The 12,433-nt window shown below is 64.8% G+C and carries 11 protein-coding genes and 2 pseudogenes; 10 read left to right on the forward strand and 3 right to left on the reverse strand.

Annotated features, from left to right (window positions below; genetic code table 11):
* Positions 1 to 7: 7 nt before the first annotated feature.
* The 5 genes and pseudogenes from ACODSZ_RS02245 to ACODSZ_RS02265 all read left to right on the forward strand — a co-directional run.
* Positions 8 to 733: an amino acid ABC transporter ATP-binding protein gene (locus ACODSZ_RS02245; RefSeq protein ID WP_175343546.1), complete on the forward strand. Its 726-nt coding sequence runs from the start codon at positions 8 to 10 to the stop codon at positions 731 to 733.
* Positions 734 to 869: 136 nt separating this feature from the next.
* Positions 870 to 1,946, forward strand: coding sequence for a 4-hydroxyphenylpyruvate dioxygenase (gene hppD, locus ACODSZ_RS02250; RefSeq protein WP_299540908.1), 1,077 nt, complete (start codon positions 870 to 872; stop codon positions 1,944 to 1,946).
* A 223-nt stretch (positions 1,947 to 2,169) separates the two neighbouring features.
* Positions 2,170 to 2,868, forward strand: a complete 699-nt coding sequence (locus ACODSZ_RS02255; protein ID WP_175343544.1) for an HAD-IA family hydrolase — start codon at positions 2,170 to 2,172, stop codon at positions 2,866 to 2,868.
* 165 nt (positions 2,869 to 3,033) lie between these two features.
* Positions 3,034 to 4,656 carry an ABC transporter substrate-binding protein gene (locus ACODSZ_RS02260; RefSeq protein ID WP_241822449.1) on the forward strand — a complete coding sequence of 541 codons (1,623 nt, stop codon included), beginning with the start codon at positions 3,034 to 3,036 and terminating at the stop codon, positions 4,654 to 4,656.
* 131 nt (positions 4,657 to 4,787) lie between these two features.
* Positions 4,788 to 5,012: pseudogene (locus ACODSZ_RS02265) on the forward strand (cytochrome b/b6 domain-containing protein); the annotation flags it as partial.
* 36 nt (positions 5,013 to 5,048) lie between these two features.
* Here ACODSZ_RS02265 and ACODSZ_RS02270 read toward each other — a convergent pair.
* A pseudogene (locus tag ACODSZ_RS02270) lies at positions 5,049 to 5,396 on the reverse strand (DNA polymerase II); the annotation flags it as partial.
* Positions 5,397 to 5,592: 196 nt separating this feature from the next.
* On the opposite strand from ACODSZ_RS02270, the gene ACODSZ_RS02275 reads away from it, so the two are divergent.
* The gene (locus ACODSZ_RS02275; protein WP_488926953.1) at positions 5,593 to 6,411 is read left to right on the forward strand and encodes a lysozyme inhibitor LprI family protein; all 819 of its coding nucleotides are present in this window, start codon (positions 5,593 to 5,595) and stop codon (positions 6,409 to 6,411) included.
* Between the two features lie 157 nt (positions 6,412 to 6,568).
* Entirely contained in the window at positions 6,569 to 6,775 is a 207-nt protein-coding gene (locus tag ACODSZ_RS02280) for a hypothetical protein (protein WP_175343537.1), read from the forward strand.
* A gap of 21 nt (positions 6,776 to 6,796) precedes the next feature.
* On the opposite strand, the gene ACODSZ_RS02285 is transcribed toward ACODSZ_RS02280, so the two are convergent.
* Positions 6,797 to 8,209: an aminotransferase-like domain-containing protein gene (locus ACODSZ_RS02285; RefSeq protein ID WP_488926954.1), complete on the reverse strand. Its 1,413-nt coding sequence runs from the start codon at positions 8,207 to 8,209 to the stop codon at positions 6,797 to 6,799.
* 135 nt (positions 8,210 to 8,344) lie between these two features.
* Positions 8,345 to 8,983, reverse strand: a complete 639-nt coding sequence (locus tag ACODSZ_RS02290; RefSeq protein ID WP_008329077.1) for a GntR family transcriptional regulator — start codon at positions 8,981 to 8,983, stop codon at positions 8,345 to 8,347.
* A 110-nt stretch (positions 8,984 to 9,093) separates the two neighbouring features.
* Between ACODSZ_RS02290 and bioB the strand changes: the two genes are divergently transcribed.
* The 3 genes from bioB to bioF are packed head-to-tail and all read left to right on the forward strand — an operon-like array spanning position 9,094 to position 12,426.
* Positions 9,094 to 10,107 carry a biotin synthase BioB gene (gene bioB / locus ACODSZ_RS02295; RefSeq protein WP_008329078.1) on the forward strand — a complete coding sequence of 338 codons (1,014 nt, stop codon included), beginning with the start codon at positions 9,094 to 9,096 and terminating at the stop codon, positions 10,105 to 10,107.
* Entirely contained in the window at positions 10,104 to 11,270 is a 1,167-nt protein-coding gene (locus tag ACODSZ_RS02300) for a cytochrome P450 (protein ID WP_488926955.1), read from the forward strand. The genes bioB and ACODSZ_RS02300 overlap by 4 nt, the downstream gene beginning before the upstream one ends.
* Positions 11,271 to 11,280: 10 nt before the next feature.
* Entirely contained in the window at positions 11,281 to 12,426 is a 1,146-nt protein-coding gene (gene bioF, locus ACODSZ_RS02305; protein ID WP_175343533.1) for an 8-amino-7-oxononanoate synthase, read from the forward strand.
* Positions 12,427 to 12,433 lie beyond the last annotated feature (7 nt).

The raw sequence follows: 12,433 nt of genomic DNA on the forward strand, positions 1-12,433 counted from the left end.
AATGACCATGCTTGAATTCATCGACGTCCACAAATCCTATGGCAATACGCCTGTGCTCAAGGGGATTTCGGAAAAGGTCGCCACCGGTGAAGTGGTGGTAGTATGCGGGCCGTCCGGGTCCGGCAAGTCGACCCTGATCCGCACCGTCAATCGACTGGAAGAAATCGACCGCGGCAGCATCCGCGTGGCCGATCAGGATGTGCACGAACCGGGACGCGACATCAATGCCCTGCGTGCCGGGATCGGCTTCGTGTTCCAGCAGTTCAACCTGTTCCCTCACCGCAGCGTGCTGGAGAACGTCATGATGGCGCCAACCACCGTGCGCGGCATGCCCCGCGCCCAAGCGCGCGAGCGCGCCCATGCCCTGCTGGAACGGGTCGGCCTGGCACACAAGGCACAGGCCTTCCCGACTGAACTCTCCGGTGGCCAGCAGCAACGTGTCGCCATTGCCCGCACGCTGGCCATGGAACCGCCGCTGATCCTGTTTGATGAACCGACCAGTGCGCTGGATCCGGAAATGGTCGGCGAAGTGCTGGCCGTGATGAAGGACCTGGCCCGCCAGGGCATGACCATGGTCTGCGTCACGCACGAGATGGGCTTTGCCCGTGAGGTGGCCGATCGCGTCTGGTTCATCGATGCCGGTCAGGTACTGGAGCGCGCCACGCCCGAGGATTTCTTCCACCGCCCGCAGCATCCGCGCGCGCAGAAGTTCCTGTCCGATACCCGGCACTGAATGACCGAGGCCGCCTGAGCCCGGCCTTCCCCATGCCAACCTGACTCACCGCAGCGGCCAGTCGCCGCTTGCGGCCGGTCACGCGCAGCCTGCGCATCCGCCAGCCATCGATCCTGTCTTGCCCAAGGAGAAGACCATGCCCGACCTGTTTGACAATCCCATGCAGTTGATGGGTTTCGAGTTCGTTGAATTCGCCGCCCCCGATCCGACCGTGCTGCACCAGGTGTTTTCCATGATGGGATTCACCAAGGTCGCCACCCATCGCTCCAAGGCGGTGAGCCTGTACCGCCAGGGTGGTATCAACTTCATTCTCAACAGCGAACCCGGCAGCGCTGCGGCCTACTTCGCCAGCGAGCACGGCCCCAGCGCCTGCGGCATGGCCTTCCGCATCAAGGATTCGCACCACGCCTATGCCCGCGCACTCTCGCTGGGCGCGCAGCCGGTGGACATGCCCACCGGCCCGATGGAACTGCGCCTGCCGGCCATCAAGGGTATCGGTGGTGCACCGCTATACCTGATCGACCGCTTCGAGGAAGGCAAGTCCATCTACGACATCGATTTCACCTTCATCGAGGGTGTGGAACGCCAGCCCAAGGGCGTCGGCCTCAAGGAAATCGATCACCTCACCCACAATGTCTATCGCGGCCGCATGGCTTACTGGGCGGGCTTCTACGAGAAACTGTTCAACTTCCGCGAGATACGCTATTTCGACATCAAGGGTGAATACACCGGCCTGACCTCCAAGGCCATGACGGCACCCGACGGCAAGATCCGCATTCCGCTCAATGAGGAATCTTCCAAGGGCGCAGGCCAGATCGAGGAATTCCTGATGCAGTTCAATGGCGAGGGCATCCAGCATATCGCCCTGTCCACCGATGACCTCATCGGCACTCTGGACCAGTTGAAAGCCGCCGGCCTGCCGCTGATGAGCGCGCCCCCGGCGACCTACTACCAGATGCTCGAAGGCCGCCTGCCCGGCCATGGCGAACCGGTGACCGAACTGCAGTCGCGCGGCATCCTGCTCGATGGCAGCAGCGAAGGCGGACAACGCCGCCTGCTGCTGCAGATCTTCTCCAAGACCTTGCTGGGTCCGGTGTTCTTCGAATTCATCCAGCGCAAGGGGGATGACGGCTTCGGCGAGGGCAATTTCAAGGCCCTGTTCGAATCCATTGAACGCGACCAGATCGAGCGGGGCGTACTGGCGGCCTCGTGATGAGAACCTGCAGAAGCGCATTCCCGTCCTGCGGCAACGCTGGAGAAGGCATGCCACAGCATGCTGTGGCAGCCGTCCAGAAAAAAATTCTGTGCGGTTTGACCTGCCTACTTCGCATCCAGTGCAGGCGCGCGCGCCCGTATTCTTGAAGCAATAGCTCAATCGCTCTCATTCGTGGCTATGCCCCCACTCTCATCGTCATTCCCTTTTTCTGGAGCAAGACATGCCTCTGAAGGATTTCAAGGTACTCACGTTTGACGTCGTCGGCACCCTCATTGATTTCGAAGGCGGCATGCTCGCCTATCTGCGCAAGGCTGTCCCCGAGAGCAAGATCTCAGATGAGGATTTCCTGGCAGCCTATCGCGCCGCCCGCAGTGACGGCAACACAGGCTGGTATCCGGATGACCTGGAACGCTGCTGGCATGTCATCGCCCCTGGCCTGGGCCTGCCCGATACGCCCGCGCTGGCTCGCGGTCTGCGTGACTCGGTGGCCAACTGGCCGGCGTTCCCGGACTCGGTCGAGGCCCTGCAGCGTCTGCGCAAGCACTTCAAGCTGGTCACCATGACCAACGCCCAGACCTGGGCCCTGCAGCACTTCGCGCGCACCCTGGGCGAGCCCTTCGACCTGCTGCTCAGCTGCGACGACGCGCTCTGCGAAAAACCCGACCCGCAATATTTCGCCTACGCACGCGGCCGCTTCGAAGGTCAATGGGGGTATCGCCAGGCCGACAACCTGCATGTGGCGCAAAGCCAGTATCACGACATCGGCGTGTCCAAACGCCTGGGCATCACCACCTGCTGGATCGAGCGCCGTCACGGCAAGCCCAGTTCGGGCGGCACCATCGCCTCCGAACATACGGTACCGGATTACCACTTCCACACGCTGGCCCAACTGGCCGATGCGGTAGAAGCAGGTCAGTGACGCAGGGCGGATCGCGCGATCCGCCCACCTCCCGGCGGGCCGTACAGCCCGCCCTGACTGGCGCTGCGCGGCGCCAGCTTGCATCAGTTCATCCAAGTCCGGACCGGCCATCCCCCCTCCGGTCCGCCTGTCTTCTCACGCCTCAACCACACAGGGAGCTGCAACATGGACGACAACGGCAAGAACAAACACGATCTCACTCTGCTGGCCAGCGCTACCGCCGGTGTGATGGATTGCCTCAAGCGTGGCGCCAGCCGCCGCGATATTCTCAAGGTGCTCATGGCCGGCGGCATGCAGGCCGCACTGGCCGGCAGCCTGGCGACCAGCGCCGCCAGCGCCTACGCCCAGACTCCGCGTCGCGGCGGCAAGCTGCGCGTGGGCAGCGACACCGCCTCGGTCAGCGACACGCTGGACCCGGCCAAGCAGGCCAACAAGACCGATTACTCGCGCGGCACCATGCTCTACAACGGCCTAACCTCGCTGGATGCCAGTCTGACGCCGCAACCGGCCCTGGCCGAGTCGTTCAGCAGCAAGGATGCCAAGGTCTGGGTGTTCAAGCTGCGCCGTGGCGTTACCTTCCATGACGGCAAGCCGCTCACGCCGGCCGACGTGGTGTTCTCGCTCATGCGCCACAAGGACCCGGCCACGGCGTCCAAGGCCAAGACCCTGGCCGACCAGATCGACAGCGTCAAGGAGAGCGGGCCCAACGAAGTCACCGTCACCCTGGTTGCACCCAATGCCGACCTGCCGGTCATCGTCGGTACCTTCCACTTCCACATCGTCAAGGCCGGCACGACCGACTTCAGCACCGGCATCGGTACCGGCCCCTACAAGCTCAAGGAATTCAGTCCGGGCATCCGCTCCGTGGTCGTGCGCAACGACAACTACTGGAAGCCTGGCAAGCCCTATCTGGACGAGATCGAACTGGTCGGCATCGGCGACGAGAATGCACGCGTCAACGCCCTGCTCTCGGGCGGACTCGACCTGGTGGCCAACCTCAATCCACGCACCATCGAGCGGATCAAAGGCAGCTCCGGCTTTGCGGTGCTGGAAACCCAGTCCGGCGCCTACACCGACCTGATCCTGCGCAAGGACATCGGCCCCGGCAGCAACCCCGACTTCGTGCTGGCCATGAAGTATTTGATGGACCGCGAGGTGATGCGCAAGAACATCGCGCGCGGCCACGCCGTGCTGGGCAACGATCAGCCCATCGATCCGACCAACCGCTTTTATCTGGCCGGCCTGCCACAACGCCAGATGGACCTGGACAAGGCCAAGTACCACCTGCAGAAATCGGGCGTGACCGGCAAGGTGCCCATGGTCTGCTCGGTGGCGGCCATGTATTCCGTCGATATCGCCACGGTGCTGCAGCAGACCGCGCAGCGCATCGGCCTGGAACTGGAATTGAAGCGCATGCCGCCCGAAGGCTACTGGGCCAACCAATGGCTCAGCAATCCGGTCGGATTCGGCAACGTCAATCCGCGCCCGAGCGCCGACGTACTGCTCACGCAGTTCTTCCAGTCCCAGGCCGCCTGGAACGAGTCGCGTTTCAAGAGCGAGCAGTTCGACCAGTTGCTGACGGCTGCGCGCGCCGAGATCGATATCGGCAAGCGCAAGCAGATGTATGGAGACATGCAGACCCTCATTCATGAGCAGGCCGGGATCGGCATTCCCATGTTCCTCGCCAGCCTGGACGGGTACAGCAGCAAGCTTAAGGGACTCTCGCCGATTCCGCTGGGCGGCATGATGGGGTATTCCTTCGCCGAGCATGTATGGCTGGATGCGTGATCTGATCCATACAAGTTGCGGGGCAATGACGGGGCGATGGTCAGCATTGGTCAAAAAATATTGCGCCAGGCTAATGCTGATCCAAGTTTCCTGACTTACCATTGGGAACATTTTTTTCCATGGGAACCCAGATGAACAATACCGATGATGCACTCGGGCAAGGCACCCGTTATCACCCCCTCTACGCCGCGCTGCACTGGCTGATGTTCCTGCTGTTCGTGGTGGCGCTGGCCACCATCGAATATCGCGATGACATTCCCAAGAGCGATCCCCTGCGCGACCTGCTGCGCACCGTGCACATGCACGCAGGCCAGTTGGTACTGATCCTGGTCGTGGTGCGCCTGATCGCGCGCAAGACGCTGGGCGTGCCAGCGGAGCTGCCGCTGCCGCGCCTTCTCCATCTTCAGCAGCTTGCGGTACTGGCGCGCATAGAGACCCAGCACAGGACGCTGACTGAGATCCTTCAAATGCGCCAGCGTGCGCAGTTCCATATCGGGTTCGTTGACGATGTGTGCCCGCACCCGTTCGGCATGCTCCTGCGGCACGAAGGCTACCGCCATCTGCGGCGGCAGGCGCAGGCATTGCGGACCGTCGTCGGTGGCCAGCCACAGCTCGATCTCCACCCCGGCCGGCGTATCGCGCCAATGCCGGGACAGCAGGAAACCTGCGCGCTCGCCGGGGCGCAAGGCAGAAGAAGTCGTGGGAGTGGCTGCGTCGGTCACCGGCGGTTGCGGATACATGCGATGGAGACGGGATTCTACTTGGATGTGAGCATCCTTGCGCACCCATGGGGCAGAGCAATTGTGAAGAATCCCCAACACGCTTTTTCAGCTGCAAAGATTTTTAAAAAATTCCGTTTCTTCTCCACGTTTTGAGCCTTGGCAGGCGGTGCGATGCTGGCGCCCATCACGTTCCCGCAATACGGAGAGTCTCGCCATGAAATCCCTGCCCCTCGTCCTCCTGCTCGGCAGCGCCAGCCTGTTGGGTGCACTTGAACTCTCGCCGGCCCGCGCCGCCAGCTTCGATTGCAGCAAGGCCGGGTCGGCCAACGAGAAGACCATCTGCCGCGACCCCGAACTGTCGGCCCTGGATGACCAACTGGGCCGTACCTATCGGCGCGCCCGCCAGGCTGCCACCGATGTGCGCGCCTTCCGGACGGCCAGCGATGCGCAATGGCGCTGGCGCGAACAGAATTGCCGTGACCGCGACTGCCTGCTGGCCTGGTATCAGCGCCGCCAGGCCGAACTGCAGGCCCAGGCGGCGCCGGCTGCATCACCCGTGGCGCTGTCGGCCACGCCGCCCAAGTCACCGGCCGGATCGCCCGCGCCCGCCCTGGCAGCCGTGCCGCCAGGCGCCACCACAAGTGCGCCGGCGGCGGCAGAAGCCCTGAGGCTGGGGCTGGACACGCGCCAGATCGAGCAACTGGCACCGCAAGGCAGCATGCCCTGGCCGCACTATGCGCGAGTCGAGCGCGGCCAGTATTTCTATCGCGATCCCCAGGCAGCCGAGACACAGCCGCTGGTGGCCGTGCGCTATTACGGCATGGAGAACGGGCAGTACATCCTCGAAGCCGTGCGCGGCCAGACCGTCTTGCGCTACACCTGCAGTGCCGATTGCCGCTACATCGCACAGCTGGCCCTGCCGGGCGACGTGGAAAAGGACACCGTCATCGTCAGCAATGACCGTGCTTCGCTGCCGGGACTGATCGTCAGCGATGCCGTCAACGGCCTGCTGGCACCGGTGCAGTCGCAATAGCAACAGCCATGACAACAGGCCACGGGCGGCATGCGATTGCGCACTTGTCCTACACGCGATAGCGAAGAGGGATGACAGGCGGGGCGGCACGGCACGGGCATACTGGGCAGCACCGAGCATGGTGCGCATGCTCCCCTTGCCCTGGCGAGAAGCTCATATGAAGAAAATCGAATTCGACGGTTACCTGCTGGTCTATCAGGCCGATGACAGCGAGGGCCGCTGGAAAGCTTCCTACGCGATCCTGAAGGATCGTGCAGAAATCAGCCGAGGCTCCCTGCCGCTGGCTGCCCACTCCGAAGACGAAGCCGTCGGCGAGATCCTGGCCGCCGCGCGTGACCATACCGCCAGCGCATTGCCTGCCTAGCCGCACGTCTTCGTCACGACGCTACACCACCACTTCACGCACACTGCGGCGATGGGCCAGCTCCATCAGCCGCCGCAATGCGTGGACCAGTTCAAAGCGGCTGCGTGAACGCCCCAGCGAGATCCGGATGTGCGATCCAAGACCGGAACGCGAGCGCTGGGTAGCAACCTCGAAGCTGTCCTGAGCCACTACATTGAGCCCGGCCTCCCTGGCCTTGACCACGAAATCCTGTCCCTTCCAGCGCTCTGGCAAGGCTTTCCAGAGGTGGATGCCGCCGCTGTCGGCCAGGCTTGCATCACCGAGGGTGCGCAAGGCCAGCTCCCGGCGGGCCCAGGCTTCCTGGCGGATGCCCGCGGTCAGCGCGGCGGCGGTGCCGTCGTGTATCCATTGGGTCGAGAGTGCCGTGGTCAGCGGCGTGGACATCAGCACGAAGGAGCGCAGTGCCGCCAGCACCTCCTCCTGTGACTGTCCTTGGGGCGTGACCAGATAGGCGGTGCGCAGCCCAGGCAAGAGGCACTTGGCCAGTGTGGAGACATAGAACACGTGCCGGGGCGCATAGTGCGCCAGCGGCCTGGGCGCGTTGGCGGCAAAGCGCCAATAGGGATCATCCTCGATGATGCGCAAATCCATGCGCGTGGCCACGGCCGCGATCTCGGCACGGCGTGCAGCGGGCATGGTCTGGGTGGTCGGGTTCTGCAGGGTCGGGTTCAGGTACACCAGGCGGGCGCCATGCCTGCGCGCCATGGTAGTGAGCAGATCGGGACGCATGCCCTCGTGATCCACATCGACGGCGACCACGTTGCGCCCCAATTGCGCAGCGGCGGCCAGCAGGCCGGGATAGGTCAGCGGCTCGGCCAGGATGGTCTCGCCCGGCCGGGTCTGCGAGAGCAGCAAGGCGGCCAGTGCCGATTGCGCCCCCGGACAGGCCAGCACCCGACTCTCATCGAGCGCGCCCAGCATGTCCTGCAGCCACAGTGCCCCGGCCGCCCGGTCGGCACTGCTGCCGCCACCCAGGTGGTAGGTCATGAGCAGATCGATATCGCTGTGCATCAGCACCTGCGAGACCCCCTGGCGCAACAGGTCGTCCAGGTCGATGCCGGCCGGGGGTGGCGGAATGTTCATGGAGAGGTCGATCACCTGACTCAAATCCACCTTGGGCGCAGCCACGAAGCTGCCGGCCGCACCGCGCGCCTCCAGCAGATGGCGGCGGCGCGCCTCACCGTAGGCGCGGGTGACCGTGGTCAGATCGACCTGCAGGCGTTCGGCCAGCACCCGTTGCGGCGGCAGGCGGTCACCGGGCTTGAGGCGCTCCTCCGAGATGGCCTGCTCCATGAAGCCGACGATCTGCAGGTAACGCGGGCCACCTCCGGCCGTAAAGCGGGAAATCCAGTGCAGAGTATGCCCTGCGGCGTGTGGGGGTTCCGGTCTGGCCATGCGGCTCCTGGGATGAACGAGTGTGCCAGCAGGTCGTTCCTGCGGGGCGGTCGTCTAGTATGGATGTATGGACATCAAAAATCCATACATCGTGACTTCCCTTTGTGCCAAGGCCTGGCACGCCGTGCCTGCCGCCTAAGCGGCCACGAAACCAACCCGTTCCATGGTGCCGATGTGCATGCTCAGCAGTTGCACGGCGCGGTCGGTCTTGCGATCGCGCAAGGCGTCGATGATGAGACGGTGATCGTGATCGGAGCGTGGCTGCCAGCCGCGCTTGAATCCGGTCGAGAACAGGTAGCGCGAATTGGTCAGCTGCAGTTGCTTGAGCACCGCCAGCAGGCGCGGCATGCCGCACTCGCTGGAGAGGATGTCATGAAACAGGTTGTTGGCCGCGTCCCATTCGATCAGGGAGGCCGCCTCGGCGCAAGCCTGCTGCGCCTGTTCCAGGCGGGCGATGTGCTCGGAACCGAACTTGCGGGCGCTGTGGCGCAGCGCCAGGATTTCCAGCGAGCCGCGCATCTCGGCATTTTCCTTCACGGCGGCCCGGTCCACCTGCGTTACGCGCACCCCGCGACGGGGCAAGGTGAGCACCAGTCCCTGTGCTTCCAGCTGGCGAAAAGCCTCCCTCACCGGCACGTGGCTGGACTGAAATTCCTGGGCTACATGGTCCTGGCGAAGCGCCGCCCCGCCTGCGATTTCACCTCGAATGATGCGTGTGCGCAGCACCTCGGCGATGCGTTCCACGGTGCTCGGATGCTCGGAATGATGCACCATATTTTTATAGATAATCTATTAAAAAAGAAATTGTTGAACGAATTTGAGCGAAGTTAGAATCCGCCGGAACGCAATTCTATGCCTTTTTATCCACGGACCGGATTTTATCGATGAGCCAGTGCCCTTCCCCCACCGCCGCACCCGCCAGTGCGCCCCTGCGTTGGTACCGCGCGCCGACCACGGTCGACGGCGGCGCCATTGCGCAATTGTTCGAACTGCCTTTCCTGGACCTGCTGTACCGCGCACAGACCGTACACCGCGAGCACCACCGGCCCAATGAAGTCCAGTTGTCGAGCCTGCTGTCGATCAAGACCGGCGGCTGCGCCGAGGACTGCGGCTACTGCGCGCAGTCGGCCCATCACAAGGAGGCAGGCGTCCCGGCGGGCAAGTTGATGGACGTGGATGACGTGGTCCAGGCGGCCCGGGCTGCGCGCGCCCAGGGCGCCACGCGCTTCTGCATGGGCGCGGCCTGGCGCAATCCGAAGCAGCGCGACATGGCCGCCCTCACCGAGATGGTCAGCCAGGTCCGCGCGCTGGGACTGGAAACCTGCATGACCCTGGGCATGCTGGAACAGACCCAGGCCGAGGCGCTCAAGCAGGCCGGGCTGGACTACTACAACCACAACCTCGACACCGCCCCGGATTTCTATGGCCAGGTCATCTCCACCCGCAGCTACCAGGACCGGCTGGACACCTTGCAGCGCGTGCAGGAAGCCGGTCTGAACGTGTGCTGCGGCGGCATCATCGGCATGGGCGAGACACGCGCCCAGCGTGCCGGCCTGATTGCCCAGCTGGCCAGCCTGCCGGTGCCGCCGCAATCGGTGCCGATCAACCACCTGGTCCCCATTGCCGGCACACCACTGCAGGATGTTGCGCCACTGGACGAATTCGAATTCGTGCGCACCGTGGCCGTGGCCCGCATCGCGCTGCCGCATGCGGTGATCCGCCTGTCGGCCGGTCGCGAGAGCATGAGCGAGGCGACCCAGGCCTGGTGTTTTGCCGCCGGTGCCAATTCCATCTTCCTGGGGGCCAAGTTGCTGACCACCGCCAATGCTCCGGTCTCGGCCGACCTTGATCTGCTGCAACGCCTGGGACTGCAGGCGGCCGCTGCCTCCGCCGGATGAGCCTGCATTGGAGCAGCGCCCATTGCGGCGGGGCCTGGGTCATCACCGGTTACGAGGAAGTGGCTTGGGCATTGCGCGATCCGCGCTTCTCGGCGCGGCGCGCGGTACGCTGGATCAACAGTACCCGGGGCGAGAACGCCGGGCAAAAGCAGGACCCGCAGCGGCAGCAGTTCAAGCGCCTGTTCTCGCGCTCCCTGCTGTTCCTCGACGCACGCGCTCATCGACGCCTGCGCGGCGTGCTCACTCCTTGGTTCAAGCCGGGCGACCTGCTGGCCCGGCGCGCCAGCATCACTGCACTGGCGCATCGACTGATCGACGACATCGTGGCCGATCCGCAGGCAGCGAGTGGATTCGATTTCATCGCGCGCTTCGCACGCCCCTTGCCCGCACTGGTGATTGCCCGACTGATGGGCTTGCCGGAGCGTGTGCCGACGCAATTCATCGATTGGGCCGCCGATCTGGCCGCCTTCATCGGCAGTCCCACGCCCGAGGCGAGCCAGACCGGGGCCGCGCAGCAGGCCATGCAGAATCTCTGTGAATTCTTCGGACAAACACTGGCACACCCCGCCGAGCTGCCGCCGGACAGTCTGCTGCGCGGGCTGCTGCTAGCCCATGCGGACGGGCAACTGAACCGCAACGAACTGCTGGCGCAATGCTGCACCCTGTTCATGGCCGGCTATGAAACCACCCGCAACCTGCTGGGCAATGGCTTGCTGGCCCTGCTGCAGCATCCGCAGCAATGGGCGGCGCTCCAGGCAAGTCAAGCAGATGCCGCTGCCCTGCGTCTGGCCGTGCGCGAGATGCTGCGCCATGACAGTCCGGTGCAATACACCGGCCGCCGCCTGCTGCAGGACCTCACCCTGGCGGGTCAGACGCTGCGGCGCGGGCAACTGGCCATCCTGCACATCGGCCAGGCCAATCGCGATGCACGGCGCTTCCGCGACCCGCAGCGCTTCGATATCCGGCGCGATGAAGGCATGCACCTGTGCTTCGGTCAGGGACCGCACGTCTGTCTGGGTGCCGCCCTCACGCAACTGGAAGCGGAGATTGCCTTCACTGCACTGATGCAGCGCCTGCCCACCCTGACCCTGGCTCAGGCCGCGCCGGTCTGGCAAGACAAGGCCGCCTATCGGGCGCTGGATCGCTTGTCTGTTTGTTTCTGAAAGGTCCTCCATGCAAGATTTCACCTCGGCGCTGGACGCCCTCGCCGACCAGGGCCTGCTGCGCACGCGGCGCGTGGTCGATGGTCCGCAAGGCGCGCTGTTGCAGGTCGATGGACGCGCTGAGCTGTCCTTCTGCAGCAATGATTACCTGGGCCTGGCCAATCATCCCGCGCTGCTGGCCGCCGCCACCCAGGCCCTGCAACGCTACGGCCTGGGTGCGGCGGCCTCGCCGCTGATCAGCGGCCACAGTCTTGCCCATGAGGTGCTGGAAAGCGAACTGGCCGACTTCGTCGGCATGCCCTCGGCACTGCTCTTCGCCAATGGCTACATGGCCAATCTCGGTGTCACCCCGGCGCTGGTCGGCCAGGGCGATACGGTGATCGTGGACCGCCTGGCACACGCCTCGCTGATCGATGGGGCGCGCTTGTCCGGGGCCAGCCTGAAGGTGTTTCCCCACAACGACGTGGAGCGCCTGGAGCAGGTGCTGGCGCGCTGCACGGCGGGACGCAAGCTGGTGCTGACCGATGCCGTCTTCAGCATGGATGGCGACCTCGCACCGCTGGCCGAACTGGCGGCGGTCTGTGGCCGCCACGCGGCCTGGTTGCTGGTCGATGATGCCCACGGCCTGGGTGTGCTGGGGCCGCAGGGGCGCGGCAGCCTGGCCCTGGCCGGCGTCCACGCGCCGCACGTATTGACCATGGGGACCCTGGGCAAGGCCGCCGGTGTGGCCGGCGCCTTCGTCGCAGGTGAAGCCGGGGTGCTTGCATGGATTTTGCAGCGCGCCCGTACCTACATGTTCAGCACCGCCCATCCGCCCGCGCTGGCGGCGGCCACCTCGGCCAGCCTGCGCCTGATTGCACAGGATGAATGGCGCCGCCAGCGACTGCAGGAACTGGCCGCGCAACTGCGCAGCGGCCTGGCCGGCCTGCCCTGGACGCTGTTGCCCTCCGCTACGGCGATACAACCGCTGATCATCGGAGACAACGCAGCGGCCCGCGCCATGTCGAGCGCACTGCGCGCGCAGGGGATCTGGGTCCCGGCGATCTGTCCCCCCACGGTACCCAAGGGAACGGCACGTCTGCGCATCAGCCTGTCGGCCCTCCATACATCCGCCGACGTCGCACGTCTGGTAACGGCGCTGACCGCCCTGGCCTGAGGAGAGA

The organism is Herbaspirillum sp. FG34 (genome assembly GCF_057809315.1).

Coding starts and splice junctions, on each gene's coding strand:
- ACODSZ_RS02245 (WP_175343546.1), top strand. CDS start 8: ATGCTTGAATTCATCGACGTCCACAAATCCTATGGCAATACGCCTGTG.
- hppD (WP_299540908.1), top strand. CDS start 870: ATGCCCGACCTGTTTGACAATCCCATGCAGTTGATGGGTTTCGAGTTC.
- ACODSZ_RS02255 (WP_175343544.1), top strand. CDS start 2,170: ATGCCTCTGAAGGATTTCAAGGTACTCACGTTTGACGTCGTCGGCACC.
- ACODSZ_RS02260 (WP_241822449.1), top strand. CDS start 3,034: ATGGACGACAACGGCAAGAACAAACACGATCTCACTCTGCTGGCCAGC.
- ACODSZ_RS02275 (WP_488926953.1), top strand. CDS start 5,593: ATGAAATCCCTGCCCCTCGTCCTCCTGCTCGGCAGCGCCAGCCTGTTG.
- ACODSZ_RS02280 (WP_175343537.1), top strand. CDS start 6,569: ATGAAGAAAATCGAATTCGACGGTTACCTGCTGGTCTATCAGGCCGAT.
- ACODSZ_RS02285 (WP_488926954.1), bottom strand. CDS start 8,209: ATGGCCAGACCGGAACCCCCACACGCCGCAGGGCATACTCTGCACTGG.
- ACODSZ_RS02290 (WP_008329077.1), bottom strand. CDS start 8,983: ATGGTGCATCATTCCGAGCATCCGAGCACCGTGGAACGCATCGCCGAG.
- bioB (WP_008329078.1), top strand. CDS start 9,094: ATGAGCCAGTGCCCTTCCCCCACCGCCGCACCCGCCAGTGCGCCCCTG.
- ACODSZ_RS02300 (WP_488926955.1), top strand. CDS start 10,104: ATGAGCCTGCATTGGAGCAGCGCCCATTGCGGCGGGGCCTGGGTCATC.
- bioF (WP_175343533.1), top strand. CDS start 11,281: ATGCAAGATTTCACCTCGGCGCTGGACGCCCTCGCCGACCAGGGCCTG.